Below are 17,449 nucleotides of genomic sequence, written 5' to 3'. Positions count from 1 at the left end.
AGGGCAGGGGGTGGCACCGATGACCGCACGGACGACGGCCGAGCGGCCCACCGCCGTCGTGGTCGGCGGCGGCCTGGCCGGCATCACGGCCGCCCTCCGCCTCGCCGAGGCCGACCACCGGGTCACCCTGCTGGAGACCAGGCCCCGGCTCGGCGGCCTCGCCTTCTCCTTCCGCCGCGGCGACCTGGTCGTCGACAACGGCCAGCACGTCTTCCTCCGCTGCTGCACCGCCTACCGCGGCCTGCTGGACCGTCTGGGCGCGGGCCGACTGGTGGATCTCCAGCCGCGTCTGGACGTCCCGGTGCTCGGCGTCGCCCCCGACGGCCGCCGCACCTTCGGCCGGCTGCGCCGCGCCGGTCTGCCCGTGCCGCTGCACCTCGCCGCCAGCCTGGCCGGGTACCCGCACCTCGGCCCGGCCGACCGGCTGCGCGTGGTGCGCGCCGCCCTCGCCCTGAAGGCGCTCGACCTCGCCGACCCGGCGCTGGACGGGATCTCCTTCGGCACCTGGCTGCGCCGCAACGGCCAGACCCCGGCGACCGTCGCCGCCCTGTGGGACCTGGTCGGCGTCGCCACGCTCAACGCCACCGCCGAGCAGACCTCGCTGGCGCTGGCCGCGATGGTCTTCAAGACCGGTCTGCTCTCCGACCCGGGCGCCTCCGACATGGGCATGGCCAACGTGCCGCTCGGCCGCATCCACCACGACGCGGCCGCGGCCGAGCTGGAGCGGCTCGGCGTCCAGGTGCGGCTGCGCACCCGGGCGGCGGAGATCAAGCCCGCCGACCGGCACGGCGTCCGGCTGGAGGACGGCGAGCTGCTCGCCGCCGACACCGTGGTGCTGGCCGGCGCCCAGGAGTCGGCCGCCGCCCTGCTGCCCGCGGGTGCGCTCCCCGACCAGCACCGGCTCGGCGAGCTCGGCCACGCGCCGATCCTCAACGTCCACGTGGTGTACGACCGCACCCTGCTGCGCCGGCCGTTCTTCGCGGCGCTCGGCTCGCCCGTCCAGTGGGTGTTCGACCGAACGGCCCATTCGGGCCTCGGCGTTCCCGGCGCCCAGTACCTGGCGCTGTCGCAGTCCGCGGTGCAGGCGGAGATCGACCTGCCGGTCGCCGCCCTGCGCGAGCGCTACCTGCCGGAGCTGGAGCGCCTGGTGCCCGGTGCCCGGGAGGCGGAGGTGCTGGACTTCTTCGTCACCCGCGAGCGCACCGCGACCTTCGACCCGGCCCCCGGCACCGCCCGGCTGCGGCCCTCGGCGGTCACCGGCATCCCCGGCCTCCTGCTGGCCGGTTCGTGGACGGCCACCGGCTGGCCCGCGACCATGGAGAGTGCGGTGCGCAGCGGCCATGCCGCGGCGGACGCCGCACTCGCCCGCTCCGGCCGGCGCCTGCCCGCCGACCGCGGCGACGGGCGGTGGCCGCGATGACGCCGCCCCGCCCCACCACCACTGACATCGCACGACGCCTGGCGCCCACAGCAGCCGGGCATTCGCACGGAGAGGGAACGTACGTGGAGGCTCGCACCCAGGGCGCCGGTTCGGTGAAGGACACCCCGTCGGTGCTCGACCTGCTGGCACGCGGCCGGACCATGTGCACCCCGTCACTGCGTGCCGCCGTCGCCCGTTTGGCCGCACCCATGGACACCGTCGGCGCCTACCACTTCGGCTGGATCGACCGGGACGGCAAGCCCGCCGCGGGGGACGGCGGCAAGGCGGTGCGGCCCGCGCTGGCGCTGCTGTCGGCCGAGGCGGCCGGTGCACCGGCCGAGGCGGGCGTCCCCGGGGGCGTCTCCGTCGAACTGGTACACAACTTTTCGCTGCTCCATGATGACCTGATGGACGGTGACGAGACCCGGCGGCACCGGGCCACCGCGTGGACGGTCTTCGGTCCGGCCCAGGCCATCCTGGTCGGCGACGCGCTGGCCACGCTGGGCACCGAGGTGCTGCTCGACGCGGCGGTGACGGGCGGGGCGACCGCCGCGGACGCTGCACGCGCCGTCCGCCTGATCACCACCGCCACCCGCAAGCTCATCGACGGTCAGGCCATGGACGTCGCCTTCGAGCAGCGCGACGCGGTGACGGTGGAGGAGTGCCTGGAGATGGAGGGCGGCAAGACCGGCGCCCTGCTGGCCGCCTCCGCCGCGATCGGCGCCGTGCTCGCGGGCGCCGACGACCGGGTCTCCGACGCGCTGCAGCGCTACGGTCACCACCTGGGCCTGGCCTTCCAGGCGGTGGACGACCTGCTCGGCATCTGGGGCGCGACCGAGGTGACCGGCAAGCCGCACTGGGGCGACCTGCGCCAGCGCAAGAAGTCGCTGCCGGTGTGCGCCGCGCTCGCCGAGGGCGGCGCCGCCTCCCGCAAGCTGGCCGACCAGCTGGCGGACCCGCAGGGCCGCGGCGAGGAGAGCGAGCAGGTGCTCGCCGCCCGGGCCGCACTGATCGAGGAGGCGGGCGGCCGCGCCTGGACCCAGGAGGAGGCCCGCCGCCAGCACCAGACCGCCCTCGCCGCACTGGACGAGGTGCCGATGACCGACGAGGTGCGGGAGCACTTCGTCGCACTCGCCGAATTCGTGGTGGTACGAGAGAGGTGACGTGAATTGACAGCAACCGCGGGCGGCCGGCTCGACCCTGAGTACGATTCCGAGCCGGTCGCGGTGGGCGACCGCCCCCCGGTTCCCGACCTGGTGGCCGACCGTCAGGTGCCGGTGCCGGACTGCCTCGACCCGCCGCCCGAGGACGGGCGGCCGGTCGGCGGTCCGGCCCCGGTAGGACGATCGGACGATGTGCCCGTCGAGGCCGCGCTGGCCCGGGCCACCGCCCATCTGCTGTCACTGCAGAACCCGGACGGCTGGTGGAAGGGCGACCTGGAGACCAACGTCACCATGGACGCCGAGGACCTTTTACTGCGCGAGTTCCTGGGCATCCGCACCGAGGAGCAGACCCGGGCCACGGCAGCCTGGATCCGCTCGCAGCAGCGAGCGGACGGCACCTGGGCGACCTTCCACGGCGGGCCGCCCGAACTGTCCACCACCGTCGAGGCGTACGTCGCCCTGAAACTCGCCGGGGACGACCCCGGCGCCCCCCACATGCAGGCCGCCGCCCGGTACGTCCGGGAGGCCGGCGGCATCGCGGCCACCCGCGTCTTCACCCGGATCTGGCTCGCCCTGTTCGGCTGGTGGCCCTGGCAGCGCCTCCCCGAACTCCCCCCGGAGATCCTCTTCCTGCCCACCTGGGCCCCGCTCAACATCTACGCCTTCGGCCAGTGGGCCCGGCAGACGATCGTCCCGCTCACCGTGGTCTCGGCGCACCGCCCGGTGCACCCCGCACCCTTCGCCCTCACCGAGCTGCACGCCGACCCCGCCGACCCGTACCCCGTTCGGCCGATGGCCCCGGCAACCAGCTGGGAGGGCCTCTTCCAGCGCCTCGACCGGCTGATGCACCACTACCACCGCTACGCGGTGCGCCCGCTGCGGCGGATCGCGCTCGCCCGCGCCGGCCGCTGGATCGTCGACCGGCAGGAGGCCGACGGCTGCTGGGGCGGCATCCAGCCGCCCGCCGTCTACTCGCTGATCGCCCTCAACCTGCTCGGCTACCGGCTCGACCACCCGGTGATGAAGGCCGGCCTCGCCGCCTTCGACGGCTTCACCGTCCACACCGAGGACGGCAGACGCTGGATGGAGGCCTGTCAGTCCCCGGTCTGGGACACCTGCCTCGCCACCATCGCGCTGCGGGACGCCGGGCTGCCCGCCGACGACCCGGCCGTGCTGCGGGCCGCCGACTGGATGCTCGGCGAGGAGATCACCACCCGCGGCGACTGGTCGGTCAAACGGCCCCGGCTCGCACCCGGCGGCTGGGCCTTCGAGTTCCACAACGACACCTACCCCGACATCGACGACACCGCCGAGGTCGTCCTCGCGCTGCGCCGGGTCGCCCACCCGGAGCCCGCCCGGCTCAAGGGCGCGGTGCGGCGCGGCGTCGAGTGGTGCCTCGGCATGCAGTCCCGCGACGGCGCCTGGGGCGCCTTCGACGTGGACAACACCAGCCACCTCCCCAACAAGCTGCCGTTCTGCGACTTCGGCGAGGTCATCGACCCGCCCTCGGCCGACGTCACCGCCCATGTGGTGGAGATGCTCGCCGAGGTCGGCAAGGCCGCCGACCCGCGCGCCCTGCGCGGCACCGCCTGGCTGCTCGACCACCAGGAGGAGGACGGCTCCTGGTTCGGCCGCTGGGGCACCAACTACATCTACGGCACCGGCTCGGTGCTGCCCGCCCTGGTCTCCGCCGGCATCCGCCCCGACCACCCGGCGATCCGCCGGGCCGTCCGCTGGCTGGAGAGCCGGCAGAACCCGGACGGCGGATGGGGCGAGGACATGCGCTCGTACGACGACCCGGGCACCTGGGCCGGGCGCGGCGAGTCCACCGCCTCGCAGACCGCCTGGGCGCTGATGTCCCTGCTCGCCGCGGGCGAGGCCCCGGGCGGGCCGGGTAGCGGCACCGAGGCCGTCGAACGCGGCGTCGCCTGGCTGGTCCGCACCCAGCGGGCCGACGGCACCTGGGACGAACCGCAGTTCACCGGCACCGGCTTCCCCTGGGACTTCTCGATCAACTACCACCTGTACCGCCTGGTGTTCCCGGTGACGGCCCTCGGCCGGTACGTGTCGGGGCGCCCCCTCGGGGCAGGGGGTGGCGAGCGGTGAGAAAACGTCTCTGCACCGGGCCGAGCGGAGGTACCCATGACCGGTGAACCGTTGCTGGTGCTGTGCGCACTCGGGCCGGAGGCCTGGGCCCTGCGCGGCGGCGACTGGGCCGGGGCGATCGGCGGATCGCCCGTCCTCGTGCGGACGGGCATCGGCCGCGCCAGAGCCGGCCGGAGCGTGCGCGCGCTGCTCGCCACCGGCGGGTACGGCGCCCTGGTCGTCGCCGGGTTCGGCGCCTCCGTCGCCCCCGGCACCGAACCCGGGGAGGTCATCGTCGCCGACGCGGTGCGCGACACCGAGGGCGGGCGCTTCGAACTCGAGTCGGCCCCCTCGCTCGCCAAGGCCCTGCAAGCCTGCGGCCTGACCACGCACACCGGGCTGCACCACACCTCGGACCACGTGGTGCGCGGCGACCAGCGCCGCGCCCTGCACGCCCGCGGCGCCCTCGCCGTCGACATGGAGGCCGCCGCCGTGCTCGCCGCCCGCGCCGAGCTGAGGCCCGACCTGCCCGCCGCCGTGCTGCGGGTGGTCGTCGACACCCCCGAGCACGAGCTGATCCGGCCGGGGACCCTGCCGGCCGGGGTGCGCGCCTGGCGGGCCCTGCGCGCCGCCGTCCCCGGTCTCACCGAGTGGCACCGCCTGGTCGCCACCGCAGCACCCCGTCCACCACAGCCCTCGACACTCCCGCAGGAGGCGAGTTAGCCATGGCCATGCCGCTGCGTCAGTCCATCCGCGTGTCCACCTACCTGTTGCAACAGAAGCTCAAGCGCCGTGAGAAGTTCCCACTGATCGTCGAGCTGGAGCCGCTCTACGCGTGCAACCTGGCCTGCGAGGGCTGCGGCAAGATCCAGCACCCGGCCGGGGTGCTCAAGCAGCGGATGCCGGTGGCCCAGGCGGTCGGCGCCGTGCTCGAGTCCGGTGCCCCGATGGTCTCCATCGCCGGCGGCGAGCCGCTGATGCACCCGCAGATCGACGAGATCGTGCGCCAGCTGGTCGCCCGCCGCAAGTACGTCTTCCTCTGCACCAACGCCCTGCTGATGCGCAAGAAGCTCGACAGATTCACTCCTTCGCCGTACTTCACCTTCACTGTCCACATCGACGGCCTGCGCGAGCGGCACGACGCCTCGGTGGCCAAGGAGGGCACCTTCGACGAGGCGGTAGAGGCCATCAGGGAGGCCAAGCGGCGCGGCTTCCGGGTCACCACCAACTCCACCTTCTTCAACACCGACACCCCGCAGACCGTCATCGAGGTGCTCGACTACCTCAACGACGAGCTCAAGGTCGACGAGATGATGATCTCGCCGGCGTACGCCTACGAGAAGGCGCCCGACCAGGACCACTTCCTCGGCGTCGAACAGACCAGGGAGCTCTTCCGCAAGGCCTTCGCCGGCGGCAACCGGCGGCGCTGGCGGCTCAACCACAGCCCGCTCTTCCTGGACTTCCTGGAAGGGAAGACCGACTTCGAGTGCACCGCCTGGGGCATCCCCAACTACTCCCTCTTCGGCTGGCAGCGCCCCTGCTACCTGATGGCCGACAGCTACGTCCCCACCTACCGGGAACTCATCGAGGACACCGACTGGGACAAGTACGGCCGCGGCAGGGACCCGCGCTGCGACAACTGCATGGCCCACTGCGGCTACGAGCCCACCGCCGTCCTCGCCACCATGGGCTCCCTCAAGGAATCGCTGCGCGCAGCCCGGGAGACCCTCGGCTCCGGTCGGATCAACTGAACGCGCGCCCGCGGCGTGCGCCCCGGCGCGCGCCCGGGCGTGCGGACAACAGGCGAGCCGGCCGCCCCGGCCGCACCCTGGACACAGACGGTCATCGCTCTCCACGAAGTCGCGAGGTGAAGCCATGTCACTTCTGTCCACCATCCAGGGACCCGCCGACCTGAGACGCCTGCCCGCCGGCGACCTCCCACTCCTCGCCGACGAGATCCGCGACTTCCTGATCGACGCCGTCACCCGCACCGGAGGCCACCTCGGACCCAACCTCGGCGTGGTCGAGCTGACCATCGCCGTCCACCGCGTCTTCGACTCCCCGCGCGACCGCATCCTCTTCGACACCGGCCACCAGGCCTACGTCCACAAGCTCCTCACCGGCCGCCAGGACTTCACCCGACTGCGCGGCCGCGGCGGCCTCTCCGGCTACCCCTCCCGCGCCGAGTCCGAGCACGACCTCATCGAGAACTCCCACGCCTCCGCCGCCCTCGGACACGCCGACGGCATCGCCAAGGCCAACCAGCTGCTCGGCCGCACCGACCGGCACACCGTCGCCGTCGTCGGCGACGGCGCCCTCACCGGCGGCATGGCCTGGGAGGCCCTCAACAACATCGCCGAGGCCGACGACCGCCCCCTGGTCATCGTCGTCAACGACAACGAACGCTCCTACGCCCGCACCATCGGCGGCCTCGCCCACCACCTCGCCACCCTGCGCACCACCCGCGGCTACGAACGCTTCCTCGCCTGGGGCAAGGAGGCCCTGCAGCGCACCCCCGTCGTCGGCCCGCCCATCTTCGGCGCCCTGCACGGCGCCAAGAAGGGCTTCAAGGACGCCTTCGCCCCGCAGGGCATGTTCGAGGACCTCGGCCTCAAGTACGTCGGCCCGATCGACGGCCACGACATCGCCGCCGTCGAACAGGCGCTGCGCCGCGCCAAGCGCTTCGGCGGCCCGGTCATCGTCCACTGCATCACCCAGAAGGGCCGCGGCTACCGCCCCGCCGAACAGGACGAGGCCGACCGCTTCCACGCCGTCGGCGCCATGGACCCGTACACCTGCCTGCCCGTCTCGCCCTCCGGCGGCACCTCCTGGACGTCCGTCTTCGGCACCGAGATGGTCGAACTCGGCAAGGAACGCTCCGACATCGTCGCCATCACCGCCGCGATGCTCCAGCCGGTCGGCCTCGCCGACTTCGCCGCAGCCCACCCCGACCGCACCTTCGACGTCGGCATCGCCGAGCAGCACGCCGTCGCCAGCGCCGCCGGCCTCGCCACCGGCGGCCTGCACCCGGTCGTCGCCGTCTACGCCACCTTCCTCAACCGCGCCTTCGACCAGGTCCTCATGGACGTCGCCCTGCACGGGCTGGGCGTCACCTTCGTCCTCGACCGGGCCGGGGTCACCGGCAACGACGGCGCCTCCCACAACGGCATGTGGGACATGTCCGTCCTCCAGGTCGTCCCCGGCCTGCGGCTCGCCGCACCGCGCGACGCCGAACAGCTGCGCACCCAGCTCCGCGAGGCCGTCGAGGTCACCGACGCCCCCACCGTGCTGCGCTTCCCCAAGGGCGACCTCGGCCCCGGCGTGCCCGCCCTCCGCCGGGTCGGCGGGGTCGACGTCCTGGCCGCCACCGGGCCCGCCCCCGAGATCCTGCTGGTCGCCGTCGGCGCCATGGCCCCGGCCTGCCTGGACGCCGCCGCGCTGCTGCTCGCCGAGGGCTTCACCGCCACCGTCGTCGACCCGCGCTGGGTCAAGCCCGTCGACCCCGCCCTGGTCGACCTCGCCGCCGCCCACCGCCTCGTCGTCACCGTCGAGGACAACGGCCGCGCCGGCGGCGTCGGCGCCGCGATCGCCCAGGCCCTGCGCGACGGCGGCGTGGACACCCCGCTGCGCGACCTCGGCATCCCGCAGGAGTTCCTGGCCCACGCCGGCCGCGGTGAGATCCTCGAGGAGATCGGACTCACCGGCACCGGCGTCGCCGCCCAGACCGCCGCCCACGCCAAGCAGTTGCTACCGATCCGAGGAGCGAACCAGCACCATGGCTGACCGTCCCACCGGGGGCCTCGACCTCGCCGCCCTGCTCGCCGACCGCGCCGCCGAGCGCTACGAGCTGCACGCCAAGTACCTCAACCCGCAGCTGCCGCGGATGCTGCACACCATCGGCTTCGACAAGTACTACGAGCACGCCCGGGGCCCGTACTTCTACGACGCCGACGGCAACGAGTACCTGGACATGCTGGCCGGCTTCGGGATCTTCGCACTCGGACGGCACCACCCGGCGGTCCGCGCCGCCGTCCAGCAGGTCATGGACCTCGACCTGCCCGACCTCACCCGCTTCGACTGCTCCCCGCTGCCCGGCCTGCTCGCCGAGCAGCTGATCGCCCGTGCCCCCGGCCTGGACCGGGTGTTCTTCGGCAACAGCGGCACCGAGGCCGTCGAGACGGCCCTCAAGTTCGCCCGCTGCGCCACCGGGAGGCGGCGCATCCTCTACTGCGACCACGCCTTCCACGGCCTCACCACCGGCTCGCTCTCGGTCAACGGCGAGAGCGGCTTCCGCAAGGGCTTCGAGCCGCTGCTGCCCGACACCGCCGTACCGCTCGGCGACCTCGCGGCCCTGGCACGGGAGTTGAAGAAGGGCGACGTCGCCGCCCTGATCGTCGAGCCGATCCAGGGCAAGGGCGTGCACGCCGCCCCGCCCGGCTGGCTGCACGCCGCCCAGGAACTCCTGCACGCCCACAAGGCGCTGCTGATCTGCGACGAGGTGCAGACCGGCATCGGACGCACCGGAGACTTCTTCGCCTACCAGCACGAGGAGGGCGTCCTGCCCGACCTGGTGTGCGCGGCCAAAGCGCTCTCCGGCGGCTACGTGCCGGTCGGGGCGACCCTCGGCAAGGGCTGGATCTTCGACAAGGTGTACTCCTCGATGGACCGGGTGCTGGTGCACTCCGCGTCCTTCGGCTCCAACGCCCAGGCCATGGCGGCCGGCCTCGCCACCCTGCACGTGATGGACGACGAGCAGGTGGTCGCGAACGCGCGGAAGGTCGGCGAGCTCCTGCGCGGCCGACTCGCCGAACTCGTCGACCGGTACGAGCTGCTGGCCGACGTGCGGGGCCGCGGCCTGATGATCGGCATCGAGTTCGGCCGGCCGAAGTCGCTGAAGCTGCGCACCGGTTGGACGGCCCTGCAGGCCGCCCGCAAGGGGCTGTTCGCACAGATGGTGGTGGTGCCGCTGCTGCAGCGGCACCGCATCCTCACCCAGGTCTCCGGCGACCACCTGGAGGTCATCAAGCTGATCCCGCCGCTGATCGTCACCGAGAAGGAGGTCGACCGCTTCGTCGCGGCCTTCACCCAGGTGATGGACGAGGCGCACCGGGGCAGCGGCCTGATGTGGGACTTCGGCCGCACCCTGGTCAAGCAGGCGGTCGGCGGGCGCTGAACCCGCCCCACGGGCTGGTCAATTCAGGGGCGCGGGGAACTGCGCAATTCGGATGTGGGCTGCTGTGCGAACCAGGGGTGAGCCGGATTTCGTCAGGAGAACCACTCCCGGACCGCGCAGTTCTCCCCCAGCCTTCGGCCGGGAGGTGCCCCCACGCGCCCCTGGGGGTATTAGCGCGGTGGCTCGATCTCGGTGAAGCCGCCGCCGAGCAGCCGGGCGTCCACGCCGTCCGGCGGCAGTTCGCCGTGTTCGGCGAGGACCTCGGCGGCGTACGCCTCGGCGTCGTCCTGCGGCTCGTAGCCGAGCGCGCGGGCCGGGGCGAGGTCCCACCAGGCGCGGGTGTTGGCGCTGATGCCGTTCACCACCACGTGCCCGTCGACCGGGGCGGTGAGTGCGGCGTGCACCAGCCGGGCGCAGTCTGCGGGGCTCAGCCAGGTGGAGAGCATCCGGGTGGAGCGCGGCTTCGGGAAGCAGGAGCCGATCCGGATCGAGACGCTCTCCACCCCGTACTTGTCGGCGTAGAGCTGCGCCAGGCCCTCGCCGAAGACCTTGGACAGGCCGTAGTAGGTGTCGGGCCGCGGCGGTACGTCGGTGCCGATCAGGCCCTTGCCGCCGGGGCCGAGGCCCTGCAGCGGGGTGAATCCGACGGCGTGGTTGGAGCTGGCGAAGACCACCCGCTTCACCCTCTCCAGCCGGACGGCCTCGTAGAGGTGGTAGGTGCCTTCGATGTTGGCGCCGAGGATGTGGGCGAAGGTGTCCTCCAGCGAGATGCCGCCGAGGTGGACGACGGCGTCCACGCCGCGGACGGCCTCCCGGACGGCGTCCGCGTCGCGCAGGTCGAAGGCGAGGGCGTCGGGCTCGCCGGGGATCGGGGCGAGGTCGGCGAGCCGGAGGCGGTGGCCGTACGGGGGCAGCAGTTCGCGCAGCATGGTGCCGACGCCGCCGGCGGCGCCGGTGAGCAGGATGGTCTGTGGCATCGTCAGTCCGTGGTGATCGTGTGGCGCTTGATGTGGTCGGGGTCGAAGTGGTCGCCGAGGCCCGGCCGTGCGGGCGGTCGGACGATGCCATGCTCGTCCATGGCGTCGACGAGGGCGTGGAGGTGCGGTGGCACGGCGTCGAAGTCGGTGTGCGGGTGGAGCAGCCCGCGCTCGTACCAGCGGCCGTTGGTGGTGGCGCCGAGCAGCGAGAGGTTGCCGGAGCCGTTGCCGTGCACCTGCCGCACCGGTCGGGGCTCAACCCCGGAGTGGACACCGCCAGGGTGCTGGAGTTCGCGGACGGGCTGGTGCTGCCCGAGCAGGCCAGGACACTGCCGCTCGCCGCACCGCACCGCCGCCCCGGGACGGGCCTGGCGGCCAACCTGCCGGTGGTGGCGGGGATGGGTGGGGCTGCGCCGGCGGCGGTGCCTGGTGCGGACGAACTACGGCTCTACCATGCGGGGTTGGCCTCGGACTCGGATCTGGAGGCCGTTCGGGCGTTGCTGCGCCGAGAGGGCTTTAGGGGCGCGGGGAGCTGTGCGGGCGGGAGGTGCGGCACCGCACCTTCCGATTCGCGCAGTCCCCCCGCACCCCTGTGATCACCCGCTCAGCTCGGGGGTGTCTCCGTCAGGACTTGGTGCAGAGGCCGGAGGCCTGCAGGGCCGTGAGGATCTTCTCCGAGGTCTCGGGGCCGAAGCCCTTGGGGTGGGCGGCCGAGGTGAAGTTCTGGCCGGTGAGTTCGACCAGCTTGGCGTGGTCCTTGGGGAAGTTGTAGACGGCCTGGCACTGCTTGCGGGCCGCCTCCACGGTGGCCTCGGGCCCGCGGGAGACGATGTCCGGGTCGAGTGCCTTCAGCGCCGCGACCAGCTTGTCGGCGGTGCCGGAGTCCGGCTTCGCGGGCAGTCCGGCGTCCGAGGGCGGGGCCGGCTTGGGGCTGGCCGCGGTGTCCTGGGCGGCGCCGGTGCCGGAGGCGGCCGGAGCGGTGGTGGCGGTGGCGGGCCCGGCAGCCGGGTCGGCCTTCGGGGCCGAGCCGCTGGAGGAGCAGCCGGCCAGGCCGAGCACGGCGGCGGCGGCCAGGGCCGCGGTGAGGGTACGGGTGCGCATGGCGGACAGACTGTCATGCCCCCGCCGATCAGGGGAGGGGGTGGCGCTCAGATCGTGGGCGGCCACACCGGTCGGTCGTCCGGGACGGGCCGCCCGAGGCCGCGCAGCAAGCCGGGCGGCAGCAGGTGCTGCCGGTGCAGGTCGGCGGCGACCAGCCGGGCCGCCTCGATCGCCCCGTGCGCCTGGAAGTGCGTGTCGTCGGCGGCCCCGTCCGGGTAGTTGCCACCGGGTTCCCGCCACAGGAAGTACGCCTTGGTGCCCTCCGGGCCGAGCTGCTGTCACAGCGCCAGGCTGAGCGCCTGCAGGTCGAGGAGCGGCACCCGCTCGGCCGCGGCGAGGTCGCGCATCGCCTGCGGGTGGGCGCCGTGCGAGGCGAGGGCCCGGCCGTCGGCGTCGAAATGGCGGGCTCCGGGGGTCGGTGGGCCGCGGGCGGTGGTGCGCACCGGGGGCGACACGCTCCGCCGCTGTTTCGGTCGACGGCGTAGCCGAGTTCGCGGATCCGGTGCAGCTCCTCGATCAGTTCCTCACGGTCGGTGTGGGTGTGCTCGGTCACCGGCTCCAGCTTCTCCGGCAGCAGCCGGCGGATCTGCTCGTCCGTCCGGGTGGCGAGCAGTGCCTTGCCGTGCGAGGTGCTGTACGCGGGCAGCCGCCGCCCGATCCGGGTGAACGGCCGCAGGCTGTGCTGGGACTGACGGCCCGCCAGGTGCACCACGTCGGTGCCGTCCAGGCGGGCGAGGTGGATGGTCTCGCCGGTGTCGTCGGCCAGCCGGTCCAGCGTGGGCCGGGCCGCCGCCACCGCCTCGTCGCCGTCGATGTACGAGCTGCCGACCAGCAGTGCCCGCACCCCGATGCCGTACCGGGTGCCGGTGGCGTCGGTCTCCACCCAGCCCAGTTCGACCAGGGTGCGCAGCAGCATGTACAGGCTGGACTTGGGGTAGCCGGTCTGCTCTTGCACCTCGGCGAGGCTGTGCATGCCGGTGTTCCCGGCGAAGTACTCCAGGAGCTCCACGGTGCGCACCGCGGACTTGACCTGGGCGCCGCCGGTGGCGGCGTCGTTCGGCGAGGGCATGTCCTTGACCCTTCCGTCACGCGGCGTATCGTCCCGCGAATTCAAATAGCCGTATCACGTTCAGCATGCTGAACGGATTCATGGTGTGGGAGACAGGCCCGCGTCACGCCCCGTACGGCGGACGCTACCCGACCGGCACCGTGCTGAGGAGGCCCGCGTGCACACCGACGACGCCCAGCCCGCCCCGTCCACTCCACCGACCCGCGGACCGGCGCATCCCGCGGCCCGGTCGCCGTGGAGGCCGACGCCGTCGACACCGCCGTCCGCGCCGCCGCAACCCTCCCGGCGCTCGCCGACCGCACACGCCGCGCCGAGCTCCTGCGCGCCGCCGCCGACCGACTGGACGCCGCCGCCGGCGGGATCACCGCCACCGCCGACGCCGAGACCGCACTCGGCACCGCCCGGCTCACCGGCGAGCTCGCCCGCACCACCTACCAGCTGCGAGCCTTCGCCGACCAGCTCGCCGAGGGCTCCCACCTCGGCCTGGTCATCGACCATGCCGACCCGGCCCTCGGCCGCCCCGACCTGCGCCGGATGAAGCTGCCGCTCGGCGTCGTCGCGGTCTTCTCCGCGAGCAACTTCCCGCTCGCCTTCTCCGTCGCCGGCGGCGACACCGCCGGCGCACTCGCCGCCGGCTGCCCGGTCGTCGTCAAGGCGCACCCCGACCACCCGGCCACCGGTGAGCTCACCGCACGGCTGGTCCGTGAGGCCGCGACCGCCGTCGGCCTGGCCGCGGACGTGCTCCGCCTGGTGCACGGCTTCGAGGCCGACCCCGCACTCGTCCGCCACCCGCTCACCGCCGCGTCGGCTTCACCGGCTCGGTGCGCGGCGGCCGCGCCCTGTACGACATGGCGGCGGCCCGGCCCCGGCCGATCCCCTTCCACGGCGAGCTCGGCAGCCTCAACCCGGTCGTCGTCACCGAGCGGGCCGCAGCCACCCGGGCCGAGGAGATCGGCGCCGGACTCGCCGGCTCCTTCACTCTCGGCAACGGCCAGTTCTGCGTGAAGCCCGGCCTGGTCCTCGTCCCGGCCGCCGAGCCCGGGGTCGAGAAGGCCGTGGTCGCCGCCGCACAGGCACCCGCCGCCCCGATGCTCGACCCGCGGATGCGCGAGGCCTACCTGGAGGGCGTGCGCGAACGCGCCGCGCACCCCGGCGTCGAGGTACTGCTCGCCGGTGGCGCGGAGGCCGTCGAGGGCGCGCCGCCGGCCGTCCGCGCCGGAATCCTCGCGGTCGCCGCCGGCGAACTCGCCGAGCCGCTGCTCGAGGAGTGCTTCGGCCCGGTCACCGTCCTCGTCCGCTACCGGGACGCGGCCGAGCCGGAGTCCGTCCTCGCCCGGCTGGACGGCAACCTCACCGCCACCGTCCAGCTCGCCGCGGACGAGCGCGGGCCCGAGGCGGCGGCCCTGCTACAGCGACTCGTCCCGCTCGCGGGGCGGCTGGTCGTCGACGGCTGGCCGACCGGTGTCGCCGTCGCCCCCGCCATGCAGCACGGCGGCCCCTACCCGGCCACCACCTCCACCTCGACCTCGGTCGGCGCCACCGCGATCGAACGCCGGCTCCGCCCGGTCAGCTACCAGAACACCCCGCAGGCACTGCTGCCGCCGGAGCCGCACGACGCCGACCCGCCGGGCCTGCCGCGGCTCGTCGACGGCCGCCGCGAGGCCTGATCCTCCGGAGCTCCGCGCTCACAGCTCCGTCCGGCGCCGGCGGACCACCACCCACAGGTCCGTCAGCGCCAGCAGCATCAGCACCCCGGAGCAGACCGCGAACACCGTCAGCGTCCCGCTGCTCGGGATGTCGGAGGAGCTGTTGCGCGAGGCCCACAGGGCGAACCCGATCGTCATCAGCGCGAAGACCGGCACGAAGATCACCGAGAGCAGGAAGCGCAGCTTCAGGTCACTGCGCGCGGTCGCCGGCTCGGTGCCGCTGCGCCAGTACCGGGGTGTCTTCGCCGGACGCATGGCACTCACCTCCCGCCCCTTCCAGCCTAGGGCGCGGTGGGCCCGTTCCTGCGGGTCGGGCCGTGGTAGAGCGCGGTGACCCACCGGTTGGCCGCCTCGACCAGGGGTTCGGCGAGCGGCAGGGCCAGCAGCACCAGCAGGCCGGCCGTCCAGCCGGCGGCCACGTCCGAGATCCAGTGGGTGCCGAGGTACACGGTGGTGAGGCCGATCGACGCCGCCGTCAGGCCGGCGAGCAGTGCTCCCGTCCGCCGCCACCGCACTGCCAGGTAGGCCAGCACGCCCCAGGTCACCACCGCGTTGGCGGTGTGCCCGGAGGGGAAGATCGTGCCTCCGGCGAACAGCTCGGGGGAGTCGATGAAGTGCGCGTAGTGCGGGCCGAGCCGGCCGGTCAGGATCTTCACGCCGCCGACCGTGATGTTGAGGAGCAGCAGCGCCGCCCCCATCACCAGCAGCGGCCGTACCGTCCGCGTCCGGTACGAGCGCCAGCCCAGCCAGAGGCAGGCCGCGATCGCCGAAGGCCCGCGCTGGCCGGCCACGATCCACACGTCGAGCAGCGGCCGCACCTCCGGCCACCGCTTGTACGGCTTGAGCAACTCCAGCCACCAGTCCAGCCGGACCAGGGCGGTGTCCGCGAGCACTCCGACCACGACGGCCGCGTACACCAGCGCGGTCGCGGCGATCAGCAGGACGCGTCCGCGGCCGATCCGGGCCCGTGCGGGGGCCTCCGGCGGCAGGGGCACGGGCTGCAGGTCGAGGGAGGGTCGGATCGAGGCTTGCACCCCCTGACCCTACCCGTCCGCCGACCGGGGGACGGGCAGGGGGCGGAACGGGGAGAGGCCCCGCGGATGCGGGGCCTCCCGGGGCCTGCTCGGGCGTTGATCAGGGGAGCAGGCGCTCCACGGCGACCCGTCCGTACTTCTGGAGGTCCTGCCGCGCCTTCTCGATCAGTTCCGGGGTCGGGGTGCGGCCGGAGGCCATCACCAGGTCCTCGGGGTCGACGGGGTGTTCGGCACCGGTGTGCAGCAGGTGGTCCGGGGTGGGCATCGATCGGCTGTCAGTGGACTCGGACATGGAGGCCTCCGGGTGGTACGTATGCCGGCCGTGCCGTCGAACCGGCGCGGGCGGCTCCGGCTCCGCGGCCCCGTCGGGGCAGCGGACGTCTGCTACCGAGTGTGGACCATCCGGGGGCCTGTGCGCACTGCGACGCTCTGGCCGTCGGTCGTCGGTGCAGTTCCCGGGCCGCACCGCCGCCGGGGCTGCGCGCCCCGGCGGCGGTGGAAGGGGTCAGTCGAGCGGGCCGCCGGCCACGTACACGACCTGGCCGGAGACGAAGCCCGCGCCCTCGCTCGCCAGGAAGGAGATGGTGTTGGCGACGTCCTCGGGGGTGCCGACCCGGTTCACCGGGATCTGGGTGGCGGCGGCCTGCTTGAACGCCTCGAACTCCATGCCGACCCGGGCGGCGGTGGCCGCGGTCATGTCGGTGGCGATGAAGCCGGGGGCGACCGCGTTGGCCGTAATGCCGAACTTGCCGAGCTCGATCGCCAGGGTCTTGGTGAAGCCCTGCAGGCCGGCCTTGGCGGAGGAGTAGTTGGCCTGGCCGCGGTTGCCCTGCGCCGAGGAGGAGGAGAGGTTGACGATCCGTCCGAAACCGGCGTCCACCATGTGCTTCTGCACCGCACGGGTCATCAGGAACGCACCCTTGAGGTGCACGTTCATGACGGTGTCCCAGTCCGACTCGGACATCTTGAAGAGCAGGTTGTCGCGCAGCACGCCGGCGTTGTTCACCAGCACCACGGGAGCGCCGAGTTCGGCCGCGATCCGGTCGACGGCGGCCTGCACCTGCTCGGCGTCGGAGACGTCGGCGCCGACGGCGAGCGCCCGGCCGCCCGCAGCGACGATCGCGTCCACGGTCTGCTTGCCCGCGGACTCCTCCAGGTCGACCACGGCGACGGCGTAGCCGTCGGCCGCCAGCCGGAGCGCGGTGGCGGCACCGATGCCGCGGGCCCCGCCGGTGACGACGGCGACCCGGGTGGAGGTGGACTGCTCGGTCATGCTCGTACTCGTCTCTCTCGGTGGTGGGGGCGGGCCAGCACCGAGGCGGCGGCCGACCCGCGTGCCCCGGCAGGGCGGGCCCGGGGCGAAAGGTGGTACACAGCGCGCTGCGCGCACACCCTACCGGCGGGTAGTCTCGCGGGCCAGGGTGCAGAGCCGCAGGTGACGGAGGGTGAGGACGGGCCGCGGCCGGACGGGGGAAACCCGACCTGTCGTGGGCCCGACAGGTGGCGGAAATATGCCAACTTTGCCGAACATGCGACTACTATCAGCCCCTGCCTGCCAGGGCGGCTCGACCGTTTGTATAGTGTGCGCCAGCAGCCACCGGCTGCACGGCTGACGCGCCCTCCCACACAGCGGGACGCTTACTCGCCGTTACTGCCCCGCTCGGGTGTCCCACACACACCGAGCGTGACACCGGGACGGATTTCATGGTGCTGGGGGAGAT

The 17,449-nt window shown here is 73.6% G+C and carries 14 protein-coding genes and 3 pseudogenes; 9 read left to right on the top strand and 8 right to left on the bottom strand.

Translation table 11 applies throughout. The annotated features are described in order from the left end of the window. Positions 1-19 precede the first annotated feature (19 nt). The 7 genes from hpnE to AB0M03_RS23595 all read left to right on the top strand — a co-directional run bounded on the left by hpnE (position 20) and on the right by AB0M03_RS23595 (position 9,841). A complete protein-coding gene (gene hpnE / locus AB0M03_RS23625) occupies positions 20-1,420 on the top strand; it encodes a hydroxysqualene dehydroxylase HpnE (protein WP_363493937.1) in 1,401 nt (466 codons plus the stop codon). Between the two features lie 161 nt (positions 1,421-1,581). Continuing rightward, on the top strand, positions 1,582-2,583 hold the full coding sequence (locus AB0M03_RS23620) for a polyprenyl synthetase family protein (protein ID WP_363493971.1): 1,002 nt from the start codon (positions 1,582-1,584) through the stop codon (positions 2,581-2,583). 192 nt (positions 2,584-2,775) lie between these two features. Beyond that, a complete protein-coding gene (gene shc, locus AB0M03_RS23615) occupies positions 2,776-4,689 on the top strand; it encodes a squalene--hopene cyclase (RefSeq protein ID WP_363493969.1) in 1,914 nt (637 codons plus the stop codon). Positions 4,690-4,725: 36 nt separating this feature from the next. Continuing rightward, entirely contained in the window at positions 4,726-5,391 is a 666-nt protein-coding gene (locus AB0M03_RS23610; RefSeq protein ID WP_363493935.1) for a 1-hydroxy-2-methyl-2-butenyl 4-diphosphate reductase, read from the top strand. A 2-nt stretch (positions 5,392-5,393) separates the two neighbouring features. Beyond that, positions 5,394-6,419 carry an adenosyl-hopene transferase HpnH gene (gene hpnH, locus AB0M03_RS23605; RefSeq protein ID WP_363493933.1) on the top strand — a complete coding sequence of 342 codons (1,026 nt, stop codon included), beginning with the start codon at positions 5,394-5,396 and terminating at the stop codon, positions 6,417-6,419. Between the two features lie 124 nt (positions 6,420-6,543). Continuing rightward, the gene (dxs, locus tag AB0M03_RS23600) at positions 6,544-8,451 is read left to right on the top strand and encodes a 1-deoxy-D-xylulose-5-phosphate synthase (protein ID WP_363493932.1); all 1,908 of its coding nucleotides are present in this window, start codon (positions 6,544-6,546) and stop codon (positions 8,449-8,451) included. Next, positions 8,444-9,841, top strand: coding sequence for an aspartate aminotransferase family protein (locus tag AB0M03_RS23595; protein WP_363493930.1), 1,398 nt, complete (start codon positions 8,444-8,446; stop codon positions 9,839-9,841). Before dxs ends, AB0M03_RS23595 begins: the two co-directional genes overlap by 8 nt. Before the next feature lie 170 nt (positions 9,842-10,011). On the opposite strand, the gene AB0M03_RS23590 is transcribed toward AB0M03_RS23595, so the two are convergent. Then, positions 10,012-10,824 carry an NAD(P)-dependent oxidoreductase gene (locus AB0M03_RS23590; protein ID WP_363493967.1) on the bottom strand — a complete coding sequence of 271 codons (813 nt, stop codon included), beginning with the start codon at positions 10,822-10,824 and terminating at the stop codon, positions 10,012-10,014. After that, positions 10,821-11,063, bottom strand: a complete 243-nt coding sequence (locus AB0M03_RS23585) for a hypothetical protein (RefSeq protein ID WP_363493929.1) — start codon at positions 11,061-11,063, stop codon at positions 10,821-10,823. Before AB0M03_RS23585 ends, AB0M03_RS23590 begins: the two co-directional genes overlap by 4 nt. Here AB0M03_RS23585 and AB0M03_RS23580 point away from each other — a divergent pair. Further along, positions 11,058-11,414 (top strand): annotated as a pseudogene (locus tag AB0M03_RS23580) (hypothetical protein); the annotation flags it as partial. The gene AB0M03_RS23585 and the pseudogene AB0M03_RS23580 sit on opposite strands and share 6 nt — an antisense overlap. A gap of 28 nt (positions 11,415-11,442) precedes the next feature. Here the strand turns inward: AB0M03_RS23580 and AB0M03_RS23575 are convergent. Together AB0M03_RS23575 and AB0M03_RS23570 are read right to left on the bottom strand one after the other, a co-directional pair. Beyond that, positions 11,443-11,919: a hypothetical protein gene (locus AB0M03_RS23575; RefSeq protein ID WP_363493927.1), complete on the bottom strand. Its 477-nt coding sequence runs from the start codon at positions 11,917-11,919 to the stop codon at positions 11,443-11,445. A gap of 278 nt (positions 11,920-12,197) precedes the next feature. Beyond that, a pseudogene (locus AB0M03_RS23570) lies at positions 12,198-12,988 on the bottom strand (IclR family transcriptional regulator C-terminal domain-containing protein). 234 nt (positions 12,989-13,222) lie between these two features. Here AB0M03_RS23570 and AB0M03_RS23565 point away from each other — a divergent pair. Then, a pseudogene (locus tag AB0M03_RS23565) lies at positions 13,223-14,655 on the top strand (aldehyde dehydrogenase family protein). An 18-nt stretch (positions 14,656-14,673) separates the two neighbouring features. On the opposite strand, the gene AB0M03_RS23560 reads toward AB0M03_RS23565, so the two are convergent. The 4 genes from AB0M03_RS23560 to fabG form a co-directional block, all read right to left on the bottom strand. Next, the gene (locus tag AB0M03_RS23560) at positions 14,674-14,949 is read right to left on the bottom strand and encodes a DUF6343 family protein (RefSeq protein WP_363493965.1); all 276 of its coding nucleotides are present in this window, start codon (positions 14,947-14,949) and stop codon (positions 14,674-14,676) included. A 26-nt stretch (positions 14,950-14,975) separates the two neighbouring features. Then, a complete protein-coding gene (locus AB0M03_RS23555; protein WP_363493925.1) occupies positions 14,976-15,728 on the bottom strand; it encodes a phosphatase PAP2 family protein in 753 nt (250 codons plus the stop codon). A gap of 100 nt (positions 15,729-15,828) precedes the next feature. Continuing rightward, positions 15,829-16,020, bottom strand: a complete 192-nt coding sequence (locus AB0M03_RS23550) for a hypothetical protein (RefSeq protein WP_030272071.1) — start codon at positions 16,018-16,020, stop codon at positions 15,829-15,831. A gap of 213 nt (positions 16,021-16,233) precedes the next feature. Next, positions 16,234-17,001, bottom strand: a complete 768-nt coding sequence (gene fabG, locus AB0M03_RS23545; protein WP_363493923.1) for a 3-oxoacyl-ACP reductase FabG — start codon at positions 16,999-17,001, stop codon at positions 16,234-16,236. Positions 17,002-17,449 lie beyond the last annotated feature (448 nt).

Source organism: Kitasatospora sp. NPDC051914 (assembly GCF_040680995.1).
In the GTDB taxonomy this organism is placed as follows: Bacteria; Actinomycetota; Actinomycetes; order Streptomycetales; family Streptomycetaceae; genus Kitasatospora.
This window is presented reverse-complemented; position numbering and strand designations above follow the sequence as displayed.